Genomic DNA, 24,883 nt, shown 5'->3' on the forward strand with positions numbered 1-24,883 from the left:
TTCCTTCGGACGGGCCCGGTGACCCGTGTCGCCACGACAGGTACCCAGCCGTGGTCTCTTCATTCTAGGTCGCTCCCCGGGCTTGCGGTAGGCGGGCGGGGGCGACGATCGTCGCCACCACCCAGGAGGCTCGCCGGACGTACACTTCCGGCGCCGAAACGGGCACTCGCCCGATCGATCGCCCGGTCGGCCTCGCGCCATCCGTGCTCGGGTTCGTCGAGGGCGACCTGCACCGGCGTGGACGCTGCCTCGCTCAGCTGCTCGACGCGCACACCGACGAGTCGGATGCGGGCGCGCTGCAGCCCGAGGGCGTCGTAGAGGTCGCGGGCCATCGCGGCGATGTCCCGGGAGACATCGGTCGGGTCGCGAAGGGAGCGGGACCGGCTGATCGTCGTGAAGTCGGCGAAGCGCACCTTGATGCTCACCGTCCGGCCGACCAGGCCGGCAGCCCGCAACCGGCTCGCGGTCTTCTCGCTCAGGCCGAGCAGGGTGCGGTGGACGGCCTGCGGGTCGTCGACGTCGTGGTCGTAGGTGCGCTCGTTGCCGATGCTGCGCTCCCGGCGCACGGGTTCGACGGACCGTGGGTCTCGGCCCCAGGCGAGGTCGTGCAGGTGCGCGCCGGTCGCGTTCCCGAGGGCGCGCACCAGGGTCTCGCGCGGAGTGTGGGCGATGTCGGCGACGGTCTTCAGGCCCAGCCGGGCCAGGGACTCCTCGGTCTTGTCGCCCACACCCCACAAGGCGGCCACCGGCAGCTGTTGGACGAAGGTGACGACCTCAGCGGCGGGGATGACGAGCAGGCCGTCCGGCTTGGCCAGGGAGGAGGCCAGCTTGGCGACGAACTTGGTGCTGGCGACGCCGACCGAGCAGGTGACCCCCTGCTCGTCGGCGACGGTGTCGCGGATGCGCTGGGCGATCTGCGCGGGGGAACCCATGAGGCGCACTGCCCCGGCGACGTCGAGGAAGGCCTCGTCGAGGCTGAGCGGCTCGACGTAGGGGGTGATGTCGGCGAAGGTCGCCATCACCGACCGGGAGATGCGGGCGTACAGCTCGTGGTCCGGAGGGAGGATGGTCGCCTGGGGGCACAGCCGGCGCGCCCGCCCCATGGGCATGGCGGAGGTGACTCCGAAGGCGCGGGCCTCGTAGGTCGCGGAGAGGACCACGCCGCGGTTGCCACCCCCGACGATGACCGGGGTCCCGACGAGGTCGGGGCGCGCGAGCAGGGAGGCACCGGCGAAGAAGGCGTCCATGTCAACGTGCAGGACAGTGCACCCGGTGTCGTCCGGGGGGCCCTGGCCGGCCCGTGGTGGGGGCCGGAACTGACGCCGGCTCATCGTGGCCCGATCAGTCGCGGCGGGCGATGACGTGGACCGCGGCACCCAGCGTGGACAGGCCCATCCGGCGGTCGCCGGCCGCGAGCTCCTCGAGCTCCAGCAGCGCCTGCCGGTCGGCCTCGGTGTCGACGTACTCGTACGGGACGAGGTCGCTGAAGATGCGCACGCCGCGGGCGTCGAGCGTGGTGAACCCGGCGCGGCTGAGCATGTCGGCCACGTCGGCGCGGTCGAAGCGGCGCGGCATCGGGTCCTCATCACCCCAGCGGCCGTCGGCGCTGGTCAGCGCGGCGGTGGCCTGGTCGAAGCGCCCGGCGACGGCGCGGGCCAGCACGGCGGCGGCACGCTGCGCGGTCACCAGGGACAGGTGGCCGCCCGGGGCGAGCACCTCGGCGACGCGGGTGAGGGTGGACGCGGGGTCCTCGACGTACTCGAGGACGCCGTGGCAGCAGAGCAGGTCGATGGACCCGGGGGTGACGGACGCAGCGAAGGTGTCGGCGTCACCCTGAACGGCACTGACCCGCTCGGCGGCGTCGGACTCCTCGGCCCGGCGGGCGAGGGAGGCCAGGGCGTCGGGGTTGGGGTCGACGACGGTGACCGTGTGGCCCTGCTCGGCGAGCGCGACGGCCAGCCCCCCGGTGCCGCCCCCCAGGTCGAGGACGCGCAGTGGGCGTCCCAGCTCCTGACGACGGGACTCGCTGAGCTCGCGGAGCTGGGACCAGACGGCGGCGGTGCGCATGTTGGCCTCGACCCCGCTGCTGCGGGACCATCCTCGCTCGTCGTTCACGTGTCGCTCCTGCTCGTGGGGTGCTCGATCGGCCGCCTGCTCCGGCGGATCCTCCAACCCTAGTCGCCGCCCCTGACGGCGGTCCGCCTTCATCCGGTCGATGTATTGGCGCGGGCCCCAGCACGCGGTGATACCTCTACCCGGAGGGTCAGGGCAGCGGAATCCCCTGGTGGTGGACCTGTTGCCAGCCGGAGTCCCGCTCGCACCAGATCGAGGTGCGCCGCGCTCGGCTCCCACCTGTGCTGGAGTCCCACGAGACCCGGATGACCCCGGGCGCGATGACCCTGCCACGCAGGTCGTGGATCCCGATGGGAGGGGCGGCCTCGTCGTCGGACTGCTCGCGCAGCATGCCGAGGATCGACTCGCGGTCCCACTCCCGCCCGGAGGCGCCCACCTCGGTGAAGTCCGGCGCGAGCAACTCCCGCAGCCGCCCCTCATCAGCGCGTGCAGCGGACGACTGCAGCTCCCGCTCGAGGTCGAGGATCGTGGCCAGTGCGGTGTCATCCATGCAGCCATTGAAATACATCTCGCACGTGGGGACGTGCGCGACGTATTTCATGCGCGGGGCAATCGTGCGCGACCCACTCGGTCGAGGTGACCCCGACCGGCTGTCCGGTCCCCAGTACCTCGACCCGGCCGGGGGACGACGGCGAAGGGGGTAGCAACTCGCCCTGACGAGCACTCGGCATGACTTCCCCCGGGTTCGCAGCAGGATCAAACTCTTGCGAACCAGGGGTTTTCCGGGTGACCCGATAATCGTGGGGCTCATGTGACTTGTGTGACTGGTGTGACTAGAGACGGTGCGTCAGTGGCCCGAGCTGCCCGGCGATGAGTGCCACAGCTTGCGCGGGGGCTGCACGCCCGAGCCGGCGGGGCGGGTGTCCGCCCAGGGCGACTGCCGGAACCCCGAGGCGTGGACGAGGACCCGATGCCCGTCTGGCCGCTGGTGCGCGACGTCGCGGGCCCGGGCGAGGTCGTCGGCCTGCTCGAGCGCGGCGTGCACGGCCTCGATACCGCCGCGCTGCCAGGCGTCCCACAGCCCCGACAGCTCCCACGCGCCGGAGGCGAGCACGGAGACCCCGCGGTCACCCGCCCGTCGCACGGTGCCGCGCACGAGCAGCAGCCAGGAGTGGAAGATCGTCGCTGCATAGGGGCCCTGGGTGTCCTCGAAGAAGGTCGCGTCCACCGGCCCGGTCGAGTCGTCGACGGTGAGGAAGACGACCCGGCGCCCGGAGCGGATCGGCGGGGTCTGGGTGGCGACCTTGACCCCGGCAGCGAGGATCTCGGCGTTGCTGCGCACCGAGAGCAGATCGGCGCTGCGGGTGACCCCGAGCGCCCGGAGCATCGGCGCGTAGAACTCCATGACGTGTCGGGAGGCGTCCAGGCCGAGGATCTCCAGCTCGGCACTGACCTGGTCGGGGACGGTCATCTCCGGCAGGCCCACCCCTTCGCCCAACTCCGGGGAGTCCCCGAGGTCGAGGGTGAGCTGGCTGGCCACCGGGGTCGTGGTGGTCGTGCGCACCTGCTGCGCACCGAGCTCGCCCGCGGCCCAGGCCGGCGGCGCAGCGCGTCGAGGCCGACCGCGCGACCGCACGGAACCCGCCCGCGTCCACCGGTCCAGCTCGGCGACGTGCAGCAACAGGTCCCGACGGGTCAGCCGACCCCGGTGGCCGAGCCCCGGCCCCCCGCTGCCCGCACCGGTGCCGTGCACGGAGTCGAAGGCCCCGATCAGCACCAGCCGCTCGACGACGGGCCGGCTCACCTGCGCTCGCTGCCAGAAGTCGGCGAGCGAGTCGTACGGCGCCCCGGCGACGACGCGTGCGATCTCCCCCTCGCTCATGCCCTTGACGTCCGCGAGGGAGAGTCGGATGCCCCACCCCGACCCGTCCGGCAGGTCCGGGTCCGTGGGGCGGGTACCGGGCACGGGCGCCCGCTCGGCGCGGTACTCCCCCGTGCTCGCGTTGACGTCGACCCCCAGGACGGTGATGCCCAGGGAGCGCGCCTCCTCCAGGAGCAGCCGCTTGGGGTACATGCCCGGGTCGTGGGTGAGCACCCCGGCGAGGAAGGCCGCCGGGTGGTGGGTCTTCAACCACGCCGACTGGTAGGTCGGCATGGCGAAGGCAGCAGCGTGCGCCTTGCAGAACCCGAAGGAGGCGAAGGCGGCGAGCACCGCCCAGATCCGCTCGACGTCCTCCGCCGGGTAGCCCCGGGCAGCAGCCGCCGGACGCCACCACGCCTCGATGCGCACCTGCCCGTCGGGGCTGCCCATCGTCCGGCGCACCTCGTCGGCCTGGGCCAGGGTCACCCCGGTCGTCTCGGCGATGATCCGCAGCATCTGCTCGTGGAAGACGACCACCCCCTCGGTCTCGGCGAGCGCCGGGACGAGGCGCTCGTGGAGGAACTGCGGTCGCGACCAGCCGTGCCGGGCCTCGAGGAAGGGGCGGATCATGTCCGACTTCACCGGGCCGGGTCGGAAGAGCGAGATGTCGATGACCAGGTCCTCGAAGGCCGTCGGGGCGAGCTTGCCGATGAGCTCACGCTGACCCGGACTCTCGATCTGGAAGCACCCGAGGGTGCGGGTCGTGCGGATCATCGCGAAGGTCGCCGCGTCGTCGAGCGGGACGTCATCCCGGTCGTCGAGGTCGACCCGGGTGCCCTCGACCCGCTCGACCTCCCCGACCGCGTGCGCCATCGCCGACTGCATCCGGATCCCCAGGACGTCGAGCTTGAGCAGCCCCAGCGCCTCGACGTCCTCCTTGTCGAACTGGCTCATCGGGAAACCCAGCCAGCTCGACTCGACCGGGGTGCGGTCGAGCAGTCCTCCGTCGGACAGGACCATCCCGCACGGGTGCATGGCGATGTGCCGTGGCAGTCCGTCGAGGCGCTCGACCAGGTCGAGGAGGGCCCCCATCCTGTGCCCATCGGGCCCCTCGGGCCTACCGTGCGGGTCGGACCCGAGCCCGCGGGTGCGCAGCTCCGGCAGCTCCGCGAGTGCGCTGCGCACGTCCCTGGCCCGGATGTGCGGGAAGGCCTTGGCGACCTGGTCGACCTCCGCGGGCGGGATGCCCAGCGCCGCCCCGACGTCGCGGATCGCGTGCCGGGCCTTGTAGGTGTCCATCATCGACACGCAGGTGACCCGGTCCCGGCCGAAGCGCTCCAGGACCCGCTCGTACATCTGCGTCCGGCGGGCGGACTCGACGTCGATGTCGATGTCGGGCAGCTCGGCCCGCAGTGGCGAGCAGAAGCGCTCCATGAGCAGGTCGTGGCGGATCGGGTCGATGGCGCTGATACCGAGCAGGTGGTTGACCAGGCTGCCCGCTCCGGAGCCGCGGGCGGCCACCCGCACCCCGGCGTCGACAATGAGGTCCACGACCTCGGCGACGGTGAGGAAGTAGGTCGGGTAGCCCAGCGCCGCGATGACATCGAGCTCGTCCTCGAGTCGCTCCTCGACCTGCCGGAGCGTGCTCGGCGAGGCCTGTGGGTACCGCTCACCGATGGCGGCCCGGCAGCGTTGCGCGAGCACCGCCTGCGGGTCCTCGTCGGGGCCCAGGCCGATCACCCGGGCCTCGGGCAGGTGGACCCGGCCGATCCCCAGGTCCTTCCGGTCGTCCTGGGCACACTCCAGGGCGGTGCGGGTCGTCGTCTCGAGGAGTGCCTCGGCGCGCTGGCGCGGGCCGGCACAGCCGAAACCGCCGGCCCCGCCGCCGAGCGCGGTCGCCACCCGGTGTGCGGACGCGGCCATCGTCGGGGTGTCGGCGAGGTGACCGGCCTCGGTGACCCGGTCGAGGTGGCGGGTGTCGAGGACGACGAGGCGGCGGGTCGCGTCGAGCACGTCGGCGACGACCGCGTCCTGCGGGTGCAGGTGGCGGGTCACCGCAGTGAGCACGGCCGGGGTGCCGGTCGCGTCGGCCAGCCCGAGCAGGTGCGCGGCGTGCCCGGTCGAGGCGGGCGAGCCGGGCGGACCGCCGTGGTCGACGACCTCGATGGCGAGGGCGCCCGCCGGCAGCAGGCGGCGCCAGGCCGCGAGACGCTCCCGGGCGATGTCCGGCCGGCGGGCGAGCAGCGCGGCGCCGACGTCGGAGGCCGGGCCGAGCAGGACGAGCAGCGGCGCCGGCTCCGCGGGCCCGGGCGCGGCGGCGTGCCGGGCGATCATCTGCGAGTCGGCGAGCGCATCGCCCCGCTCGCCGGTCAGGTGCACCTCGCTGACGAGGCGGCACAGCCGGGCCCACCCGACGCCGTGTGGCACCCCCGCACCGGCACCCCGTGCCAGCACCGTCACCCGCGGGTGGCGCGGGTCCACCTCGGCACCGCCACGCACCGGCGTACGGGTGGGGCTCCCTCGTCGCTGCGCCGGACCCGTCCGCGCACCGACGGCCAGGTCCACCCCGAGCACCGGCGCCACGCCGGCCGCGCTCGCCGCACGGACGAAGCGGACGGCCCCGTAGAGCCCGTCCCGGTCGGTGAGGGCGAGCGCGGGCTGTCCGAGCTCGACGGCCCGGGCGACGAGGTCCTCCGGTGTACTCGTGCCGTGGCGGAGGGAGAAGCCAGAGGCCACGTGCAGATGGGCAAAACTCATCCACGCCCTCCCGGGGTGGTCAGCGAGGTGAGCTCACCGGTGACGGGGACCGGAGGCAGGCCGAGCAGGCCCGCGACGAGCTGGACGAACTCCTCCCCCTGGCGCAGCAGGTCGTCGACCTCGCGCACGCTCATCGGCACCGTGCTGCGCGCATCTGCGGGCAGCACGGCCCCGAAGAACTGCGCCCACTCGGTCAGCTCGGGCGCCACCCGCGGGAGCAGGCACCACACGTCCAGCGGGCCGGTGCTGCGGGGCTCGGGTCGGCCGCCCCCGCGGCGCGTGGGACCCAGCGCCTCGGGGTCGGTCGTGCGTGGCCGACCCCGAACGGCGAGGACGGCGGCGGCAGCCCGGAGCACAGCCAGACGGGTCCCGGCGCTGCGCCCATGGGCCGTGCGGGCCCAGTGCGCGCTCGCCAGGCTCTCGCCGGCGCAGGAGAGCAGGTGGACCGCGCCGTCGACGCGGTCGGGGTGCAGGAGCGGTGTGGCAGCCATCGTCACCACCTCAGTCCTGCGTCCGCAGCAGCAGCCAGGTGGGCCCGACGGACCCGACGGGCCCGGCGGACGTCGCCGTGGCACCGTCGACACCCAGGTCGTAGATCCCCGGCGCGCTGCTCAGCCCACGGCTGGCGCTCACCCGCCACACGTCCCGGGCGAGCGGGACCTGCGCCAGCGGCTGCTCGGTGGCCGTCCGCCACCACGGGTGCCGCTCCTGCCAGTGGGCGACGACCTCGGTGACCCGGTAGAGCCGCCCGCGCCACAGGAACTGCTCCGGCCTCCCGCGTCGATCACTGCTTCGGTCGCAGAGCTGTCCCTGCTCCCCCGTACGCTGCGGATCGGCCACCCGCACCTCGATGGTCTCCTCCACGAGCCGGACCATGATCAACTCCTCTTCGTCGAACATCTGTTCGAACAACAGTAGACCGAGGGCCCGACAGTGCGTCAAACGCGAGCCACGTAGGCTGGCTCCCGACGCCCCGAGGGGCCCGTCATGACCCCGCCACCCCTCCCCCTTCGCGACTGGAGAACACGTGCCGCACCCCCTGGACCGGGTAGACCTGCGTACGCGGGTCCAGGCCCGTCTGGATGCCGAGCTGGACCGGTGGGAGAGTGAGCTCGCCGAGATCGGCCCCGACGTCGCCGACCTCATCGACCCCGTGCGCAGCCTGCTGCAGGGCGGCAAGCGGCTGCGCGCCGGCTTCGCCTACTGGGGATGGCGTGCCGCAGGCCAGCAGGACCACGAGGGCGCGGTCTCCTTGGCCGCCGCCATGGAGTTCTTCCAGGCCGCCGCCCTCATCCACGACGACGTCATGGACGACAGCGAGACCCGTCGCGGCAGGCCGGCGATGCACCGTTCACTCGCGGATGCCCACTCCGCCCGCGGGTGGAACGGCGACGCGGACCGCTTCGGCACCGCCGGCGCGATCCTCGCCGGCAACCTCTGCCTGGGCTGGTGCGACGACCTCTTCACCGACTCCGGACTGCCCGCGCCGGCCCTGTCCGCCGCCCGACCGACCTTCGAGAAGATGCGCGGCCAGCTCATGGCCGGGCAGTTCCTCGACATCGTCACCTCGATGCGCCCGTGGCACCAGCTCGAGGACGCGGAGCGCATCGAGCGCTCCCGCCACGTCATCCGGTACAAGAGTGCCCAGTACTCGGTCGAGCACCCGCTGCTCATCGGCGCCGCCGCCGGCGGCGCCTGCGCGCAGGACCTCGGCGCGCTCTCGCGCTACGGGCTCGCGCTCGGCGAGGCCTTCCAGCTGCGCGACGACGTGCTCGGCGTCTTCGGCGACCCGGAGGTCACCGGCAAGCCGGCCGGGGACGACCTGCGTGAGGGCAAGCGCACCGTGCTCATCGCCCGGGCACTCGCCGGCGCCGACCAGAGCACGACGTCCCGGATCGAGACGTGGCTCGGGGCCCCCGACCTCGGGGCCGATGAGGTCCGCGCCTTCCAGCAGCTGCTCACCGACACCGGGGCGCTCGAGGGCGTCGAGGCCGACATCGCGAAGGGGGCGGACACCGCCCGCGCAGCACTGGCCCAGGCGTCCGGGGTGGCCCCGGAGGCACGCGAGCTGCTCGCCGAGCTGATCGAGATCACGACCGCGCGCAGTACCTAGCCAGCGCCCCGCCCCGCCCGCTGACTCGTCAGAGGGCCTCTTCCATGGCCCGGCGACGCACCTCGGTCTTCGCCCCCTGACGGATGGCGCCGATCGGCGTGCCGCCGACCAGGCGGTCGTCGCGGGCGAACATCCACTCGACGATCTCCTCGTCGGTGAAGCCACCGTCGTGGAGCACGGTGAATGTCCCACGCAGCTCCGGCAGCGGTCCGTCCTCACCGATGAACTCCTGCGGCACGGACAGGACGTTGCGTTCCCCGCGGCGCACCGCCACGAGCTCACCGTCCTTGAGCATCCGGTGCACCTGGGTGATGCGTACACCGAGCTGCTCGGCGATGTCGGGGAGGGTCAGCCACACGGGCCCGGACGACTCGGTCGGCTCGGAGGCGGCAACATTCTCAGGCGTGTCGTTCACGCGGGCCAGTGTGACAGAGCGGGAGACGACGACGGATCTCGAGCCCGATCGTCGAGGAATCCGCGCGAAATCCTCCATTTTTCGATACCGTCGCCACTGCAACCACATACGCCACATGGTTCACAGGTGCCACGGCACGTCGTGCACCTCCCCTGACCGCACCGCCCGGGCACCTCCTCCTCGCCCGCCGACATCGGAGTCTCCCTTGGTTCTGCCGCTCTTCGTCCCCGTCCCGGCCACCCCCGTTGCCCCGGCGCTCGACCTGACCGTCGCCGGCACCGAGACCGCCATCAGCGCCGAAGGATCCAAGCAGCACACGGTCCGCCCGGGCGAGACGGCCTACGACATCGCGCAGCGCTACGGCATCTCCACCAACGCACTGCTCTCGCGCAACAACCTCCACGCCAAGGACTTCATCCACCCGGGGCAGAAACTCACGGTGCCCCAGCGCTCCGGCTCGCACGCAGCGAAGGGGCGCCAGGGGAAGACGTCCTCGCGCTCCGGGTCCACCCGTACCTACACGGTGCGCAGCGGCGACACCCTGACCGGCATCGCCGCACGCCACAACATGAGCCTGGACCGGCTGCGTTCCCTCAACAACCTCGGCAACGGCTTCATCCACCCCGGCGAGAAGCTGCGCGTCAGCGGCGCGCCGGCCAAGCCCGCCAAGCGCTCGACCAGCCGCCCGGCGAACTCGACGTACACGGTCCGCAGCGGTGACACCCTCAGCGGCATCGCAACACGCCAGGGCATGAGCGTGACAAAGTTGGCCAAGCTCAACGGCATCTCCACGAGCAAGCACATCCACGCGGGCCAGAGGTTGACGGTCACCGGCTCGCCGAAGAAGAGCTCGCAGGAGGGCCCGGCCGCGACCAAGAAGAACTCCTTCGCGGGTCGCACCTACTCCGACTCGATCGTCTCAGCGGCCGAGAAGAACCGCGCGACCCTCGCCGGACGCTCGATGCCCGGTCGCGCCGAGACCAAGGCGATCATCACCCGCGTCGCCCGGCAGCACGGCGTCGACCCCTCACTCGCCCTGGCCGTGTCCTACCTGGAGTCGGGGTGGAACCAGCGTCAGGTCTCCGTCGCCAACGCCGTCGGCGCGATGCAGGTCATCCCCTCCTCGGGCGAGTGGACCTCGTCCCTCGTGGGCCGTGACCTCGACCTGCTCGACACCCAGGACAACGCGACCGCCGGAGTCGTGCTGCTGAAGGTCCTCACCCAGCAGGCCTCGTCGAACTCCGACGCCATCGCCGGCTACTACCAGGGCCTCGCCTCGGTCGAGGCCAACGGCATGTACGACGACACCAAGCAGTACGTGGCCAACGTCAAGGCGCTGCGCAAGCGCATGTGACTCACGGGCGAAGGGGCGAACCTACACTTTGGACGTGACCACGGCATCCCATCCCCTCGTCGGCGAGCTCGTCGACGGGCGGTACCGCGTGCTGCGCCACCTCGCCGACGGCGGCATGGCCACGGTCCTCCTCGCCACCGACACCCGTCTGGACCGGGACGTCGCCCTGAAGGTCATGCGTCCCGACCTCGCCGCGGACCAGACCTTCGTCTCCCGTTTCCGTCGCGAGGCGCGCTCCGCCGCCCGGCTGAGCCACCCCAACGTCGTCCCGGTCTACGACCAGGGCGAGGACGACGGACAGGTCTTCCTCGCGATGGAGTACGTCGAGGGACGGAGCGCACGTGAGCTGGTCGACGCCGAGGGTGCCCTGACCCCCCGCGCCGCCCTCGACCTCATGGAGTCGGTCCTGATGGGCCTGTCCGTCGCCCACGACGCCGGCTACATCCACCGGGACGTCAAGCCCGAGAACATCCTCATCGCCGACAACGGCCAGGTGAAGGTCGCCGACTTCGGTCTCGCCCGGGCCGTCACCTCGCAGACGGCGACCGTCGACGACGGGGTCCTCTACGGCACCGTCGCCTACCTCTCTCCCGAGCAGGTCGAACGCGGCATCGCCGACGCCCGCAGCGACATCTACGCCGCCGGGCTCGTCCTCTTCGAACTGCTCACGGGCACCCGCGCCATCGAGGGAGAGTCCCCGATCCACACCGCCTTCCAGCACGTCCACGGCGGGGTCCCGGCGCCCTCCGAGCGGGTCACGGGTCTGCCCGCACCGCTGGACGACCTCGTCGCCCTGGCCACGCACCGGGATCCGGACGAGCGGCCCCGCGGCGCGGGCGAGTACCTCAAGTCGCTCCACGCCACCCGGGACGAGCTGACATCGCAGCAGCTCGACCGCCGACCCACGGGTACCGGGGCGGCCGGTGCGGCAGCCGGCACGCCGACCCTCGCCCACCCCAGACCGACTCGCACGCGCGCTCTGGGGGCGACCGCCACCGCGGGCCACACTCCCCACGTCACTGCCGAGGTGCCGGTCGACACCGGCCGGGAGGGCCCCCCTTCGTCCCGTCGGCGGGGTCGTGGTCTGCTGGCTGCGCTGCTCGCGCTGCTCCTGCTCGCCGGTGGCGCCGGCTACTGGTACGTCACGGCGGGCCCCGGCGGATCCGTCCTCGTGCCCGATGTCGCCGGTCAGACACGCGACGAGGTCGCCACCACCCTGGACGGGCACGACCTCGAGCTGACCGAGCAGAGCGCCTTCAGCGAAGACGTGGCCAAGGGCAACGCCATCACGTCCAATCCTCCTGCCGAGACCGAGCTGGCGAAGGGGAGCGAGGTCACCGTCGTCTTCTCCAAGGGTCCGGAGCGCTACGAGGTCCCCGAGCTCGCCGGACTGACGGTCGACGCCGCCAAGGCCGCCCTCGCGAAGCGAAACCTTGCCCTCGGGGACACGACCCAGCAGTGGCACGAGTCGGTCGCGAAGGGCGAGATCATCTCCGCCGACCCCGGGGCCGGCACCGAGCTGAAGCGGGACCAAGAGGTCACCGTCGCCGTCTCGAAGGGTCCCGAGCCGATCCCGGTCCCCTCCGTCACCGGCCAGAGCGCCGCCGCGGCGATCGCCGCCCTCGAGAAGGCAGACCTGTCCGTCACCCGCACCGACGACGTCTACTCCACGTCGGTGGACAAGGGCCTCGTGGCCAGCCAGTCCCCCGCCGACGGCACCCTCACCCGCGGTGAGACGGTCACGATCACCGTGTCCAAGGGCCCCGAGATGGTCACCGTGCCCGACGTGCAGGGCCTGTCCGAGGCGGAGGCGAAGCGCAAGCTCAAGGCTGCCGGACTCACGGGCGCCCCCCAGCCGGGCCTGGGCAGTCTCCTCGACCAGGTCATCGACACCCGGCCGTCCAGCGGCCAGAGCGTGGAGAAGGGCTCGACGGTGAAGATCTACGGCCTCTGAGCGCGAGGACGCCCCCTCCACCCATGAGGGCGAAGGGGGCGTGCGGACGTCCGCGGTGCGGGGAGACCTCAGCGACTGCTGAGCATCTCGGCGGTCAGGAAGGCCAGCTCCAGGCTCTGCTGGTGGTTCAGTCGCGGGTCGCAGACGCTCTCGTAGCGCTTGTTCAGGTCCGCATCGAGGATCCGCTCGGCCCCACCGAGGCACTCGGTGACGTCGTTGCCGGTGAGCTCGACGTGCAGACCGCCCGGGACCGTGCCCAGCGACTGGTGCACCTCGAAGAAACCGCGGACCTCGTCGACGACGTGCTCGAAGTCGCGGGTCTTGAAGCCCGATGCCGACTCGAAGGTGTTGCCGTGCATCGGGTCGCAGATCCAGGTGACGATCGCGCCGGAGTCGCGCACCTTCTCGATGATCGGCGGCAGCGCCTCACGGATCGTGTCGTGGCCCATCCGGGTGATGAACGTCAGGCGGCCGGGCTCGCGCTCCGGGTCGAGCAGGTCGATGATCCGCAGCAGCTCCTCCGGGTCGGCCTTGTCGGAGACCTTCATCCCGATGGGGTTGCGGATCCGGCTGACGAAGTCCAGGTGCGCGTGGTCGATCTGCCGAGTGCGCTCGCCGACCCACAGGAAGTGCCCCGAGGTGTCGTAGAGGTCGCCGGTGCGCGAGTCGACGCGCGTCATCGGACGCTCGTAGTCCAGCAGCAGCGCCTCGTGGGCGGACCAGAACTCCGTGGTCTTCATCGCGTCGAAGTCGACACCACAGGCGGCCATGAAACGCATCGCCTTGTCGATCTCGCGGGCAAGACCCTCGTAGCGGCGATTGGCGGCGTTGGAGACGAAGCCGACGTTCCAGTCGTGCACGCGCCGCAGGTCGGCGAAACCGCCCTGGGTGAAGGCGCGCACGAGGTTCAACGTCGAGGCACTCGTGTGGTAGCCGTGGACGAGCCGCTGCGGGTCCGGGGTGCGCGACTCCTGCGTGAAGGCGAAGTCGTTGACCATGTCACCGCGGTAGGCCGGCAGGGTCACGCCGTCGCGGGTCTCGGTGTTCTTGCTGCGCGGCTTGGCGAACTGACCGGCCATGCGGCCCATCTTCACCACGGGCATGCCGGCGCCGTAGGTGAGCACGGCGGACATCTGCAGCACCGTCTTGATCCGGTCGCGGATGTTGTCGGCGGTCGCGTGGACGAAGGTCTCCGCGCAGTCACCACCCTGCAGGACGAAGGCCTCCCCGACCGAGGCGGCCGCCATGCGGTCACGCAGGTCGTCGCACTCCCCGGCGAAGACGAGGGGCGGCAGGCTGCCGAGCGTCGCGACCGCGTCGTCGAGGGCAGCACGGTCCGGCCACTCGGGCTGCTGGGCCGCCGGACGGTCGACGGGCAGCGAGGGGTCGGTGGAAGCGGAGGTCGGCACTGCAGTGGTCACCACCCAAGGATAGGCACCCGTGCCCGGTCGGCGGACACCCGTCCACTCTGCGGCGCCCGGTGCTCACTCCGGCTGGTCGAGGCCGCGGCTGATCGCGAAGCGCGTCAGCTCCACGCGGTTGTGCAGGTGGAGCTTGCCGAGGATGTTCTGCACGTGGTTCTGCACCGTCCGGTGGGAGAGGACGAGATCCGCGGCGATCTCCTTGGCCGTCATGCCCATCGCGACGTACCGCAGGATCTCGACCTCCCGGTCGGTCAGCTCCGGCACGTCGGCTGGGTTGGATCGCCCGGGAGCGCCGGCTGCGTCCTCGGGCGCGGCCTTGGCCCGGCTGCTCATCTCACGGAACTCGCCGAGCACCAGGCCCGCCAACCCGGGCGTGAAGACGGCCTCCCCGGCACCGGTGGCGGTCACCGCCTCCCGGATCTCCCCCGGTGATGCTGACTTGACGAGGTACCCGCTCGCGCCGGCCTTGACCGCCGCCAGCACGTCCTTCTCCTCACCGCTGGCCGAGAGGATGAGGACCCGGGTCGGCAGGTCACTGATGGCGCGGCAGACCTCGTCGCCGCGCATCTGCGGGAGGTTGAGGTCGAGGACGAGGACCTCGGGTGTGGTCGCGCGGGTCCGGCGCACCGTCGACGGTCCGTCGGAGGCAGTGCCGACGACGTCGAATCCGGCCTGGTGAAGATCACGCACGAGCGCGTCCCGCCACAGCGGGTGGTCGTCGGCGACGAGGACCGTCAGTGCGGTCGGGGCAGCAGTCATGGTCCGGAGCCTGCCATGTGCTCCGCCGGCAGGGTGAGGGTCACCGTCGTCCCCCCGGCGACTGGGGATCGCCAGCTCGCGTCCCCGCCGAGGTCGACCATCCGACCGCGGATGGAGCTGCTGGCCCCCAGCCGACCCTGGGCCGCCGCCTCGACGAGGCGCTCTGGTGCGATGCCGGTGCCGTTGTCCCGGACGACGACCTCGATGCGCTCGTCATCGGCGTCCAGCAGGACCCACGCCCGCGCGTCGCCACCGGCGTGCTGCTCGACGTTGTCCAGGGCGGCGACCACGGCCGCCTCGACCTCCCTGGCCGTCGCGGTGGGCAGGCGCACCTCGCCTGCGGGGAGGACGACCTCGACCCGGGCCGACCGCATCCGGCTCAGGGTCACGGCGAGATCGGCGCACTCGGCCCGAGCCGTGGCGGCTCCCGCCCTCGGCGGCACCGGGTCGAGCCGCGAGATCATCGTGCGCAGGGACCGCTCCTGGTCCGCTGCGAGCTCGGCGATGTCCACCCCTTCGCCACCCATGGCTCGACCGCGGCGGTGGATCAGGGCGAGCGCCTGGAGGACGCCGTCATGCACCTGGCGTCCGATCCGCTCGCGCTCGGCCAGACGCTCGCTGGCGGCGACGGCCTGCTCGAGGCGTTGCTGGCTCTCCCGTGCCAGCTGCACGGCCAGGCCGATCAGCGCGCCGACCAGGAGCAGCAGGACGATGTTGTGGTAGGTCAGCTGACTGGGCTCGACGGCCTGGATGATGTTGGCCACCGAGACCACGAGCGCGGCGAGGACTCCCCCGCGCATCCCGGCGAGCAGCGCCCCCGCTATCACCGGCGAGGCGGCCCAGACACCGGGGACGGTGGAGATCCCGTCCGCGACCGACGCGGGGTCGTAGACCTCGCTGGTGAGGAAGATGCCGACGCAGGCGATGAGCAGCTCGATGCCGACGGCCAGCGTGGTGGGCCGTGGCCGTAGCGGGGCGATGACCGACCAGGTCAGGACGACGATGCCGTAAGCGATGATCGGCCACCACAGGACGACGTGGTCACGGTGGCCGACGACGAGGACCCCGGCGTAGACGAAGGCAAGGAAACGGTAGGCGGCCAGACCACGCCCTGCGGCGCTGTCGAAGAGCGGGGAGGGGCTGTAGCGACGCGGCGCTGCCCCACCCCCCGGCTCGATGGCCATGGTCTAGAGCCCGTCCCGACTCTCGTCGGACCAGGGGTTGTTCTCGTCCCCGTCGCCACCGAGGGCCTCCTCCAACTCCGGGGCGGCGCGTCCCGGCCGTGCGGCCTCCTGCAGCTCGCGAGCGCGCCGCTTCGCCCTGGTGAGCAGACGCTCCTTCATCGACGTGGCGTACATGTCGACGTACTCCTGGTCGGACAGCTGCATCAGCTCGTACATGATCTCGTCGGTGATGGAGCGCAGCACGAAGCGGTCGCCCTCCATCCCCTCGTAGCGGGAGAAGTCGAGCGGCTTGCCGATCTTGATCCCGATCCGGCGGATGTTGGGGACGATCTGACCGGTGGGCTGGGCCTTGTCCGTGTCGATCATGGCGACGGGTATGACCGGCACGCCGGCGGTCAGCGCCATGCGGGCAACACCGGTACGACCGCGGTAGAGGCGCGAGTCGGGCGAGCGCGTGCCCTCCGGGTAGAGCCCCAGGAGGTCACCACCCTCGAGAACCTTCAGTCCGGCACTGAGTGCGGCTTCACTCGCCTGACCACCGCTGCGGTCGATCGGCAGCTGACCGACGCCGCGGAAGAAGGCCGCGGTCAGTCGACCCTTGATCCCCTTCCCGGTGAAGTAGTCGGCCTTCGCGAGGAAGGTCAGGCGACGCTCCATGACCAGCGGGAGGAAGATCGAGTCCGAGAAGGACAGGTGGTTGCTGGCCAGGATGGCCGCCCCCTCGTCGGGGAGGTGCTCCAAGCCCTCGACCCGTGGTCGGAACAACAGCTTGAGCAATGGTCCGACGAAGACCATCTTGAGCATCCAATAGAACACCTGGTGCCTCCTCCTGATCGCACCGAACTCTACGACACGTCCGGCCGTGCGCACGCGTGCGAGACTGGGGGAAGCGCAGCAGGACGTCACGGATTGGCGGAAGAAGCAGATGGCCGAGCGACAGCACCCCGAGGGAGAGGATGTGGATGCGATCTTCGAGTCCATCGTCGCCCGGTGGGACGAGACCCCGCACGAGGGGCCGGCCACCGGCGCATCGACGGTGACCGAGGGTCCATCCGACACCCCCGCCACCCCGCCTCGCCGCCAGTCGACCGGTGACGTCCGGCTGCCCCCACCTGCGGCACGACGGGGACCGGCCCAGTCCACCGGCGACGTCGACGTCCCGATGCCCGGCCGGGGTGGCCGGCCGCGTGAGCCGGAGGTCCCCGAGCCGGTGCCGTGGCGCACCGACCCGACCAACTCCGTCGCGGACGCGCTGTTGGGCAACGACGACGGTTTCCTCGGCGATGCCGACGAGGACGAGGGCTTCACTCCGCCCCCACCGGCCCCGTTGCCTCCGTGGGGCGACCGCCTGTTCTGGGGGGCGATGGTCGGTCTCGTCCTCGGTCCGCTGGGGCTGTTGTGGATCGTGCTCACGCGTTCGAGCGGCTTCTGGTCGACGACGATCGTCATCGCGCTGATCCTCGGGGGCTTCGCGTGCCTCGTGCTGCGCCAGCCGACGGACCGCGGCTACGACCCCGACGACGGCGCCCGCGTCTGACGGTGGGGGCGCGCCGCATCGAGACCATCCGGCCGAGGGCTCGGGTCAGCCCTCGGCACCCAGCGTGGCCGCACCGATGAGCCCGGCGTCGGGACCGAAGCGTGCGGTGACGATCCGCGCGGCCGGTCGGTAACCGCGTCCGGCCAGTTGTCGCGAGAAGGTGTCGCGCGCAGGGCCCAGGAGCAGGTCCTCCGCAGCGCTCACTCCCCCACCGACGATGAAGACCTCGGGGTCCAGCGCGGCCGCGAGGTCGGCGATGCCGACCCCGAGCCAGTGGCCGATCTCGGCGAGCAGCTCGATGGCCGTCGCGTCGCCCTCCTTGGCCGCGTCGGTGATGCGCGGCCCGGTCAGGTCCTCGACGTCACCGCCGACGTGGGCGATCAGGTCGGCCGCCATCGGGGAGTTGGCCATCGCCAGGCCCCGAGCCTCGCGCACGAGAGCATTGCCGGAGGAGTACTGCTCCCAGCAGCCGCGGTTGCCGCACTCGCACCGCTGGCCACCCGGCACGACCTGCATGTGCCCGAACTCGCCGGCGATCCCGTAGCGCCCACGCACCAGGTGGCCGCCGACGAGGACGGCGCCGCCGATGCCGGTGCCCAGGGTGATCATCACGGCGTGCGTGACCCCGCGCGCAGCGCCGAATCGGTACTCGGCCCACAGTGCGGCGTTGGCATCGTTCTCGATGACGATCGGCAGGTCGATGCGCTTGCCGAGGGACTCGCGCAGCGGCTCGTTGCGCCAGGACAGGTGCGGCGCGAAGACGACGGTCGCCCGGTCGGCGGCCACGAAGCCGGCGGCGCCGACACCGACCGTGGCCGGCGGCTCGACCCCCGCCTCATCCGCGAGCGCGAGCAGCTCCTCGAAGACCTCGACGATCGTGTCCTCGACGATGCGCGGCGCGTTGGAACGGTCCGGGGTGTCGCGTCGGGTGCGCACGAGGATCCGGCCGTCGTCGTCCAGGACGCCGCCGGAGACCTTCGTCCCTCCGATGTCGATGCCGACGCGCGTGCTCACGCGGTGGACTCCCGGGCCAGGGCGGCGGCACCGACGAGCCCCGCGTCGTTGCCGAGGGCGGCGACCACGATGGTCGGCGACGGGCGATGGCCCCGCCCGATGAGGTGCGCGGCAAAGGCTTCCGTGGTCGGCCCGATCAGGAGTGCACCGGTGTCGGCGACTCCCCCGCCGATGACCACGACGGCCGGGTCGACGACAGCGCACACCGAGGCCAGGCCCTCGCCCAGGCGGGCCCCGAGCTGGGCGAAGAGCGCGACCGCGCCCTCGTCCCCGGCACGGGCCAGCTCGGTCACGTCCTGGCCGGTGAGCGCCTCGGGGGTGCCGCCGCAGCGGTGGCGCAGGCCGGCCCCCTTCGCCTCACCGGAGGCGATGAGCTCTCGGGCGTACCGCTCCAGGGCGGTCCCGGAGGCGTAGACCTCGAGGCAACCGTCGTTGCCGCAGCCGCAGCGCGGGCCGTTGGGGTCGATGGTGATGTGCCCGATCTCGCCGCCGATGCCGAAGGCACCTCGCAGGAGCCGGTCGTCGATGATGCATCCGCCGCCGATGCCGGTGCCGACAGTGGCCAGCAGCATGTCGTTGCAGTCGATGCCGGCACCGAAGCGGTACTCGCCCCACGCGGCGGCGTTGGCATCGTTCTCCAGGACGACGTCGTGCCCGGTGCGCTGCCGGATCTCCGCAGCGACGTCCAGGTCGCGCAGCGGCAGGTTGGGTGAGAACCACAGGCGACCGGCGCGGCCGTCGACCATCCCGGCACAGGCCATCCCGATGCCCGAGACATCGCCACCGGCCGCGGCCACGAGGGTGGTGACCATCTGGGCGGTCGTGTCGAGGACGTCGACGGTCTCCTCCCCGGGGGTGGGCAGCTGCTCCCGGTGGGTGATCCGGCCCATGGAGTCCACGAGGGCCCCCGCGATCTTGGTGCCCCCGATGTCGATGCCGACTGCTGGTGCCGGGCTCATTGCTGCATCACGCCTCACTCGGGGTGTCCAGGGCCGTGGTGTCCTCGTCGTCGTGCACGGTGATCCGCACACCCGGGGAGCGCTGGGGTTCGTGGAAGGGCGGGTCACCGAAGTCGACCCCGAACGCGTCCGCGACGGTGTTGCTGCCGAACGTGGCACGGGTGAGGGCCTCCGCGAGCATGCTCGCGCCGGTCATCGCCCGTCGGGCGGTGGCTCCGTCGACCCGGCGCAGGTCCTCGCCCAGCCCGTCGAGGTCGACCTCCGAGAGGATCCGCAGGAGTTGGACGACCACGTCCTGGGGCTGCGAGGTGTCATCCACGGGGCCACACCCTCTCATCAGGGGTCATGGTGAGGGTGAGCACACCCCCGGCGACGCCGGCGCGCTCGATGTCGCACCGGCGCAGCACGGAGGGCAGCAGCACCCGGCGCGTGCGTCCGGCACAGCCGAGGACGAGCTCGTCGTCGTGGCGCACGAGGTCGAGGTCGGCGGCCCGCACCCCCGGCAGGTCGATGTGCAGCAGCCACTCCTCGCCGCGGCGCTCCAGCGAGGGCAGGTCCGCGGCCGGTGACACCGGCAGGTTCTCCACACCGGAGCCGCCGTCGGGGTGGACCGCGGTGAGCGTGCGGCCCATGAGCGCGAGCAGCACCTCTGCGTCGGCGCGGCGGGCTGCTCCGACGGGACCGGCCGGTGCGGCGAGGTGCACAGCGGTCACCTCAGGGTCGGCGATCGCGGCGTCGAGACGCTCCAGCAGGTCCGCGCCCTCACGCAGGGCGGCGAGGACGGGTGGCTCCGGGGCGGGCAGAGCGCCCACGCCCTCGGGCGCGACGAGCACCTCCCACCGGGCGACGACCGGCACGAAGGCCGCGAAGGCACGGGCCACCCGCTGCGGCAGGTCGAGCACCCGGGCGACCTCGAGGTCGACCTCGGCGACGAGCTCGTGGTCATCGCTCTCGGCCTGATCGAGCGAGCGCGCGAGACGCAACAGCGTCGGCAGCTCCGGGGGCAGCAGCCGGCCGACGAGGTCGGCGACGACGGGGGACGGCAGGTCCAGGGCGTCGAGCAGGCGGTCCAGGTGGTGCTCGATGGCCTCGAGCACGGGGTCGGTGCCCTCTCCTGCCCGGTGGCTGCGCACGGTCGGGCGAAGGGAGGTGCCTGCGGCGACACGCCCCGTCACCGTGGGGGCATGCTCGCCCCCACCGACGACGAGATGTGCACGCACGGGCAGATCAGACCTCGACGCGCTTCTTCAGGTCGCGCAGCGCGGAGTCGACGATGACCTTCTCCGCCTTGCGCTTGAGCATGCCCAGCATCGGCACCTTGAGGTCCACGGTCAGCTCGTAGACGACCTCGGTCTTCCCCTCGGGCGTCGAGGTGAGGGTGTAGGAACCGTCCATCGCCTTGAGCACGGAGGCCTCGAGGAGGCTCCACGAGGCGACCCCCTGGCCGTCCTCCTCGACGTCCCAGAGGTACTTGAGGATGTAGGTGTCCTTGATCGGGCCGGCGTCGAGGCTGAACTGCGCCCGGTCGGGCCAGCCGTCGCCGTCCTCGGTGAGGATCTCCACGGCCGTGAACTCCGTGATCCATTCCGGGTAGGCCTCGAGGTCGGCGATGATGTCGAGGACGTCACCGGCGGGTGCGTCCACGACGATGCTGGAGCGGGTGCTGTCGGCCATGGCGGGAAGACTATCGCCTACGGCCCTCGAGTCGGTCCTTGATCTCGTGGACCCCGTCCTTCCACCGACGACGGTGGCGCTTCTCCCACCCACGCCGCCCGGACTGCTGCTCCCCGTGGATGAAGTGGTGGACGATCGTGCCGCCCGGCACCTCCTCCAACCAGATCTCCAACCGGCCGGTGACCTCACCCCGGGTCCACCAGCGCACCCCCTTCGCCCCCCGGTCCTGTGCGACCTCGCGCTGCAGGCCCGGCCACAGCCGGTCGAGCACACCCGGCTCCTCCAGCGCGGCCCGGACCGTCAGTGGCTCGGCGCGCACGAAGGTCTCGTCGACGACATCGACGACTCCGGGGCGTTGCACGCGCATGGTGCCTCCTTCGGCAGGTGCGTGATCGATGGGCAGGGACCGGTGTGACCGGCCGCGGGACGCCGACCACGTTATGGCCTGAGTCACCGTCGGCGTCCGCTGACCGTGTCCACGGCGCGGCGGTAGGCTCGCTGACGATCCCAGCAACCCTAGGCACGGTTGGCCTGGACGGCGAACGAAGGAGAACTCGTGAACGACAGTGCGATGCCTCGACTCATCGAGGGCAACCCCACCGACTCCTTGGCGGACCTGCCGGGACGGAACGCGGCGAGTGAGCCGCAACGGGTCTCCTTCACGATCAAGGAGCAGGGCGCGTGGCGTGATGTGACCGCCGCACAGTTCAACCAGGACGTGCGCGGCCTGGCCAAGGGCCTGATCGCCGCCGGGCTCGAGGCCGGCGACCGCCTGGCCATCATGGCCCGCACCCGCTACGAGTGGACCCTGCTGGACTTTGCGGCGTGGACCGCCGGTGGCGTCCCCGTGCCGATCTACGAGACGAGCTCCGCCGAGCAGGTCGAGTGGATCGTCAAGAACTCCGGCACCCGCTTCATCGTCGTCGAGACGGCCAAGCACGAGGAGGTGGCCGCCGAGGCCCGTGGCAACCTCAGCGGCGTCGACGAGCTGTGGGTCATCGACAGGGGCGACCTCGACCAGCTCGTCGAGGCCGGCTCGACCATCAGCGACGAGGACCTGCAGGCCCGGATCGACGGCCAGCAGCGCGACTCCATCGCCACGATCATCTACACCTCCGGAACGACCGGTCGCCCCAAGGGCTGCGAGCTGACGCACGACAACTTCCTCGGCCTGGCGGAGAACGCCATCGCCAAGCTCGGCGACGTGCTCAACAAGGACGATGCGTCCACGCTGCTCTTCCTGCCGCTCGCCCACGTCTTCGCCCGCTTCATCGAGGTGCTCGCCGTCGCGGCGAACCGTCGCATGGGACACAGTGCCGACATCGCCAACATCCTCGACGACTTCCAGTCCTTCCAGCCCACCTTCATCCTCGCCGTGCCGCGCGTGTTCGAGAAGATCTTCAACAAGGCCAACGAGCAGGCCACCGCAGACGGCAAGGGCACAATCTTCGCCAAGGCCGCCGAGACCGCCATCGCGTGGTCCGAGGGCCAGGACAGTGGCTCCGTCCCGCTGAAGGTCAAGATCCTGCACGGCGTCTTCGACAAGCTCGTCTACAGCAAGCTGCGCGCGAAGATGGGCAACAAGGTCGAGTACGCCGTCTCCGGTGGCGCACCGCTGGGCACCCGTCTGGGCCACTTCTTCCGTGGCATCGGCGTGACGATCCTGGAGGGCTACGGCCTGACCGAGACCAGCGCCCCGGCGACGGTCAACATCCCGGAGAAGGTCAAGATCGGGACCGTCGGCCCGCCGCTGCCGGGCGTCTCGATCAGACTCGCCGATGACAACGAGGTCTTGGTCAAGGGCGTGAACGTCCTGCGTGGCTACCACGACAACGAGGAGGCCACCCTCGAGGCGCTCAAGGACGGCTGGTTCCACACGGGTGACCTCGGCGAGCTCGACGAGGACGGCTACCTGAAGATCACCGGCCGCAAGAAGGAGATCCTCGTGACCGCCGGCGGCAAGAACGTCGCCCCCGCCGTCCTCGAGGACCGCCTCAAGGCGCACCCGATCATCAGCCAGTGCCTCGTCGTCGGTGACGGCAAGCCCTTCATCGCCGCGCTCGTCACCCTCGACGAGGAGATGCTGCCGGGGTGGGCCGCCAACAACGGCCTCGACGGGCTGACCGTCGAGCAGGCGCGCACCAACGAGACGGTCCTCGCCGAGATCCAGGGCGCGGTGGACGAGGCCAACAAGGCCGTGTCCAAGGCCGAGTCGATCCGCAAGTTCACCGTCCTCGAGGAGGACTTCACCGAGGAGAACGGCACCCTCACCCCGTCGATGAAGCTCAAGCGCAACGTCATCATGCGCGACTTCGTCGAAGCGGTGGACAGCCTCTACGGCAGCTGAGCCGGGCGGTCAGGTCACCCCGCGCGGTTGGCCACGTTGGCCACCCCGTCGTAGCTCGACCAGGGCTCGCGCTGTGCGCGGGCCCTGGTCGCGTTCTCGGCACCGACCAGTCCGCTGGCGACGAGCCGCGAGACGACCTCACGCTCACGACGGTCCAACGGCAGATCCGACGCGCTGGGGTCCTCGAGGGGCACCGGCGGGCGCAGCACGCTCACCATGCACTCGGCACACCCGACGTCCTGCACCGGACACGTGGCGCAGTCGATCGTCAGGGACGTTCCTGCTCGACGGCTCATGTCCGTCACCTCCTCCTGGTCACCGGGCCGATCCCGGCAGAAGACAACGCTAGGAGGGGCCACCGACAGCGCCGACGCAACGACCCGCCTCCGCGGCTCAGCACCAGTCCAGACGTCGTCCGTGACCGTGGGCCCACGCGAGCGCCTGCCCGTCCAGGGCGAGGCAAAAGCTTGAGTCGGCCGGCTCGCACGCCGCGGTGGCGCTCACCCCGGGCAGAACGTCGATCCCCTCGTTGCTGATCCAGTGGGCCGCTCCCCCGTCGGCGCGCACCCGCTCCAGCGCCTCGGTGACCACCTCCGGCCAGGCCGCTCGCCCCCCTTCCTCGAGGTAGGCGATGACCGCGGTGTGGAAGACGACGACCGTGGCTCCGGGCGCAGCGGTCCGCGCCCGGTCGACCGCCTCGCCGAGGCGGTCGAACAGGTCACCGCAGAGCACGTCGACCGCCACGTCGGCGACCTGGCCGCACGCGGCTGCCAGGCGCTGCCGACGGTCCTCGTGCTCCGGCCACACGAGCGTCTCCAGCCACGCGCCGTTGTCGTCGACGGACAGGTCGAGCGGGTTGAGGTCGACCCCACCGCGGTGGGCCACCTCGGGCAGCGAAGGGGGGATCGGCACCTGCCCGGTCACCGTGCAGTCCAGGGCGACCGGCGATGCTCCCCCGGCCGGGTCGATCCGGGCGACCTCCGCTCCCCCTTCGTCCAGGTAGCGGTAGGACCAGCGGTCCGGGTGGAGGCACAGGCCGGCGCTCGCGCCGACCTCGACGAGGGCCAGCGGCCCCGGCAGGCCCGCCAGGAGCGGCAGGAGCGTCGCGGAGCGGCCGACCTCGTTGGTCTGGGTCGCACGGCTGAGGATGGTCTCGCGGACCTGGGGCCACCTCGAGAGCAGGACGTCCCGCAGGGCCCCGTCGTCCTCGTAGCGGGAGGGTGTGGCCGCACCGTGCCACCGCGCGGCGGCGAAGACGAGGTTGGGTTGGCGCTTGGCCAGCGGTAGGTCCCCCAGCAGGGCGAGCACCTCGGCGTCCTGCGCCACCCCCGCCGCCCACCGCGCGAAGGTGATGGACTCCCCCTTCGCCTCGTGATCGGCGAAGTGGCAGTAGAAGGCAGCGACATCGCCCAGCTCGTCCATCGTGCGCATACGCCTCAGACTGCCACGACGGAGCGC

The 24,883-nt window shown here is 71.7% G+C and carries 24 protein-coding genes; 5 read left to right on the forward strand and 19 right to left on the reverse strand.

Going from position 1 to position 24,883, the window contains the following annotated elements; genetic code table 11:
• Positions 1-59: 59 nt before the first annotated feature.
• From dinB to BJY20_RS00985, 6 genes are all read right to left on the reverse strand, one after another.
• Positions 60-1,331 carry a DNA polymerase IV gene (dinB, locus tag BJY20_RS00960; RefSeq protein WP_185989803.1) on the reverse strand — a complete coding sequence of 424 codons (1,272 nt, stop codon included), beginning with the start codon at positions 1,329-1,331 and terminating at the stop codon, positions 60-62.
• A 10-nt stretch (positions 1,332-1,341) separates the two neighbouring features.
• A complete protein-coding gene (locus BJY20_RS00965) occupies positions 1,342-2,115 on the reverse strand; it encodes a class I SAM-dependent methyltransferase (RefSeq protein WP_343062727.1) in 774 nt (257 codons plus the stop codon).
• Between the two features lie 148 nt (positions 2,116-2,263).
• A complete protein-coding gene (locus BJY20_RS00970; RefSeq protein ID WP_185989805.1) occupies positions 2,264-2,623 on the reverse strand; it encodes a nuclear transport factor 2 family protein in 360 nt (119 codons plus the stop codon).
• A gap of 297 nt (positions 2,624-2,920) precedes the next feature.
• Positions 2,921-6,691 (reverse strand): DNA polymerase III subunit alpha, encoded by a 3,771-nt coding sequence (locus tag BJY20_RS00975; RefSeq protein WP_185989806.1) that lies wholly within the window; start codon positions 6,689-6,691, stop codon positions 2,921-2,923.
• On the reverse strand, positions 6,688-7,182 hold the full coding sequence (locus BJY20_RS00980) for an SAV_6107 family HEPN domain-containing protein (protein WP_185989807.1): 495 nt from the start codon (positions 7,180-7,182) through the stop codon (positions 6,688-6,690). Before BJY20_RS00980 ends, BJY20_RS00975 begins: the two co-directional genes overlap by 4 nt.
• Before the next feature lie 10 nt (positions 7,183-7,192).
• Complete coding sequence (locus BJY20_RS00985; RefSeq protein WP_185989808.1) at positions 7,193-7,591, reverse strand: DUF6504 family protein; 399 nt, start codon at positions 7,589-7,591, stop codon at positions 7,193-7,195.
• Positions 7,592-7,718: 127 nt separating this feature from the next.
• Between BJY20_RS00985 and BJY20_RS00990 the strand changes: the two genes are divergently transcribed.
• Entirely contained in the window at positions 7,719-8,804 is a 1,086-nt protein-coding gene (locus BJY20_RS00990) for a polyprenyl synthetase family protein (RefSeq protein ID WP_185989809.1), read from the forward strand.
• Between the two features lie 28 nt (positions 8,805-8,832).
• Here the strand turns inward: BJY20_RS00990 and BJY20_RS00995 are convergent, their stop codons facing one another.
• Positions 8,833-9,219 (reverse strand): Rv2175c family DNA-binding protein, encoded by a 387-nt coding sequence (locus BJY20_RS00995; RefSeq protein WP_343062728.1) that lies wholly within the window; start codon positions 9,217-9,219, stop codon positions 8,833-8,835.
• Positions 9,220-9,424: 205 nt separating this feature from the next.
• On the opposite strand from BJY20_RS00995, the gene BJY20_RS01000 reads away from it, so the two are divergent.
• A complete protein-coding gene (locus tag BJY20_RS01000; protein WP_185989811.1) occupies positions 9,425-10,573 on the forward strand; it encodes a LysM peptidoglycan-binding domain-containing protein in 1,149 nt (382 codons plus the stop codon).
• A gap of 34 nt (positions 10,574-10,607) precedes the next feature.
• Positions 10,608-12,527: a Stk1 family PASTA domain-containing Ser/Thr kinase gene (gene pknB / locus BJY20_RS01005; RefSeq protein ID WP_343062729.1), complete on the forward strand. Its 1,920-nt coding sequence runs from the start codon at positions 10,608-10,610 to the stop codon at positions 12,525-12,527.
• Positions 12,528-12,595: 68 nt separating this feature from the next.
• Here pknB and BJY20_RS01010 read toward each other — a convergent pair whose 3' ends face one another.
• The 4 genes from BJY20_RS01010 to BJY20_RS01025 form a co-directional block, all read right to left on the reverse strand.
• Positions 12,596-13,948, reverse strand: a complete 1,353-nt coding sequence (locus tag BJY20_RS01010) for a class II 3-deoxy-7-phosphoheptulonate synthase (protein WP_343062730.1) — start codon at positions 13,946-13,948, stop codon at positions 12,596-12,598.
• 63 nt (positions 13,949-14,011) lie between these two features.
• Positions 14,012-14,710: a response regulator gene (locus BJY20_RS01015; protein ID WP_185989813.1), complete on the reverse strand. Its 699-nt coding sequence runs from the start codon at positions 14,708-14,710 to the stop codon at positions 14,012-14,014.
• Positions 14,707-15,894 (reverse strand): MacS family sensor histidine kinase, encoded by a 1,188-nt coding sequence (macS, locus tag BJY20_RS01020; RefSeq protein ID WP_185989814.1) that lies wholly within the window; start codon positions 15,892-15,894, stop codon positions 14,707-14,709. The genes BJY20_RS01015 and macS overlap by 4 nt, the downstream gene beginning before the upstream one ends.
• 3 nt (positions 15,895-15,897) lie before the next feature.
• Positions 15,898-16,710, reverse strand: a complete 813-nt coding sequence (locus BJY20_RS01025; protein WP_185989815.1) for a 1-acyl-sn-glycerol-3-phosphate acyltransferase — start codon at positions 16,708-16,710, stop codon at positions 15,898-15,900.
• Positions 16,711-16,819: 109 nt separating this feature from the next.
• Here BJY20_RS01025 and BJY20_RS01030 point away from each other — a divergent pair, with 109 nt between their 5' ends.
• Positions 16,820-17,431: a hypothetical protein gene (locus tag BJY20_RS01030; protein WP_185989816.1), complete on the forward strand. Its 612-nt coding sequence runs from the start codon at positions 16,820-16,822 to the stop codon at positions 17,429-17,431.
• 45 nt (positions 17,432-17,476) lie between these two features.
• Here the strand turns inward: BJY20_RS01030 and BJY20_RS01035 are convergent, their stop codons facing one another.
• The 6 genes from BJY20_RS01035 to BJY20_RS01060 are packed head-to-tail and all read right to left on the reverse strand — an operon-like array spanning position 17,477 to position 21,445.
• Positions 17,477-18,445 (reverse strand): ROK family glucokinase, encoded by a 969-nt coding sequence (locus BJY20_RS01035; protein ID WP_185989817.1) that lies wholly within the window; start codon positions 18,443-18,445, stop codon positions 17,477-17,479.
• Positions 18,442-19,404 carry an ROK family protein gene (locus tag BJY20_RS15760; protein WP_185989818.1) on the reverse strand — a complete coding sequence of 321 codons (963 nt, stop codon included), beginning with the start codon at positions 19,402-19,404 and terminating at the stop codon, positions 18,442-18,444. The genes BJY20_RS01035 and BJY20_RS15760 overlap by 4 nt, the downstream gene beginning before the upstream one ends.
• Before the next feature lie 7 nt (positions 19,405-19,411).
• Positions 19,412-19,723: a hypothetical protein gene (locus tag BJY20_RS01045; protein ID WP_185989819.1), complete on the reverse strand. Its 312-nt coding sequence runs from the start codon at positions 19,721-19,723 to the stop codon at positions 19,412-19,414.
• Positions 19,716-20,624, reverse strand: a complete 909-nt coding sequence (locus BJY20_RS16340; protein WP_185989820.1) for a hypothetical protein — start codon at positions 20,622-20,624, stop codon at positions 19,716-19,718. The genes BJY20_RS01045 and BJY20_RS16340 overlap by 8 nt, the downstream gene beginning before the upstream one ends.
• 7 nt (positions 20,625-20,631) lie before the next feature.
• Positions 20,632-21,078: an SRPBCC family protein gene (locus tag BJY20_RS01055; protein WP_185989821.1), complete on the reverse strand. Its 447-nt coding sequence runs from the start codon at positions 21,076-21,078 to the stop codon at positions 20,632-20,634.
• 10 nt (positions 21,079-21,088) lie between these two features.
• The gene (locus tag BJY20_RS01060; protein WP_185989822.1) at positions 21,089-21,445 is read right to left on the reverse strand and encodes a polyketide cyclase / dehydrase and lipid transport; all 357 of its coding nucleotides are present in this window, start codon (positions 21,443-21,445) and stop codon (positions 21,089-21,091) included.
• 189 nt (positions 21,446-21,634) lie between these two features.
• Between BJY20_RS01060 and BJY20_RS01065 the strand changes: the two genes are divergently transcribed.
• Positions 21,635-23,425, forward strand: coding sequence for an AMP-dependent synthetase/ligase (locus tag BJY20_RS01065; protein WP_425484104.1), 1,791 nt, complete (start codon positions 21,635-21,637; stop codon positions 23,423-23,425).
• Between the two features lie 14 nt (positions 23,426-23,439).
• Here BJY20_RS01065 and BJY20_RS01070 read toward each other — a convergent pair whose 3' ends face one another.
• A complete protein-coding gene (locus BJY20_RS01070; protein WP_221935203.1) occupies positions 23,440-23,721 on the reverse strand; it encodes a hypothetical protein in 282 nt (93 codons plus the stop codon).
• A 97-nt stretch (positions 23,722-23,818) separates the two neighbouring features.
• Positions 23,819-24,856 carry a DUF2332 domain-containing protein gene (locus BJY20_RS01075; protein WP_246297078.1) on the reverse strand — a complete coding sequence of 346 codons (1,038 nt, stop codon included), beginning with the start codon at positions 24,854-24,856 and terminating at the stop codon, positions 23,819-23,821.
• Positions 24,857-24,883 lie beyond the last annotated feature (27 nt).

It is taken from the genome of Janibacter cremeus, assembly GCF_013409205.1.
Lineage (GTDB): Bacteria > Actinomycetota > Actinomycetes > Actinomycetales > Dermatophilaceae > Janibacter > Janibacter cremeus.

Coding starts and splice junctions, on each gene's coding strand:
- BJY20_RS01055 (WP_185989821.1), bottom strand. CDS start 21,078: ATGGCCGACAGCACCCGCTCCAGCATCGTCGTGGACGCACCCGCCGGT.
- dinB (WP_185989803.1), bottom strand. CDS start 1,331: ATGAGCCGGCGTCAGTTCCGGCCCCCACCACGGGCCGGCCAGGGCCCC.
- macS (WP_185989814.1), bottom strand. CDS start 15,894: ATGGCCATCGAGCCGGGGGGTGGGGCAGCGCCGCGTCGCTACAGCCCC.
- BJY20_RS01060 (WP_185989822.1), bottom strand. CDS start 21,445: ATGCGCGTGCAACGCCCCGGAGTCGTCGATGTCGTCGACGAGACCTTC.
- BJY20_RS15760 (WP_185989818.1), bottom strand. CDS start 19,404: ATGAGCCCGGCACCAGCAGTCGGCATCGACATCGGGGGCACCAAGATC.
- BJY20_RS01070 (WP_221935203.1), bottom strand. CDS start 23,721: ATGAGCCGTCGAGCAGGAACGTCCCTGACGATCGACTGCGCCACGTGT.
- BJY20_RS00970 (WP_185989805.1), bottom strand. CDS start 2,623: ATGGATGACACCGCACTGGCCACGATCCTCGACCTCGAGCGGGAGCTG.
- BJY20_RS00980 (WP_185989807.1), bottom strand. CDS start 7,182: ATGGCTGCCACACCGCTCCTGCACCCCGACCGCGTCGACGGCGCGGTC.
- BJY20_RS01030 (WP_185989816.1), top strand. CDS start 16,820: ATGGCCGAGCGACAGCACCCCGAGGGAGAGGATGTGGATGCGATCTTC.
- BJY20_RS00975 (WP_185989806.1), bottom strand. CDS start 6,691: ATGAGTTTTGCCCATCTGCACGTGGCCTCTGGCTTCTCCCTCCGCCAC.
- BJY20_RS00985 (WP_185989808.1), bottom strand. CDS start 7,591: ATGTTCGACGAAGAGGAGTTGATCATGGTCCGGCTCGTGGAGGAGACC.
- BJY20_RS01075 (WP_246297078.1), bottom strand. CDS start 24,856: ATGCGCACGATGGACGAGCTGGGCGATGTCGCTGCCTTCTACTGCCAC.
- BJY20_RS01015 (WP_185989813.1), bottom strand. CDS start 14,710: ATGACTGCTGCCCCGACCGCACTGACGGTCCTCGTCGCCGACGACCAC.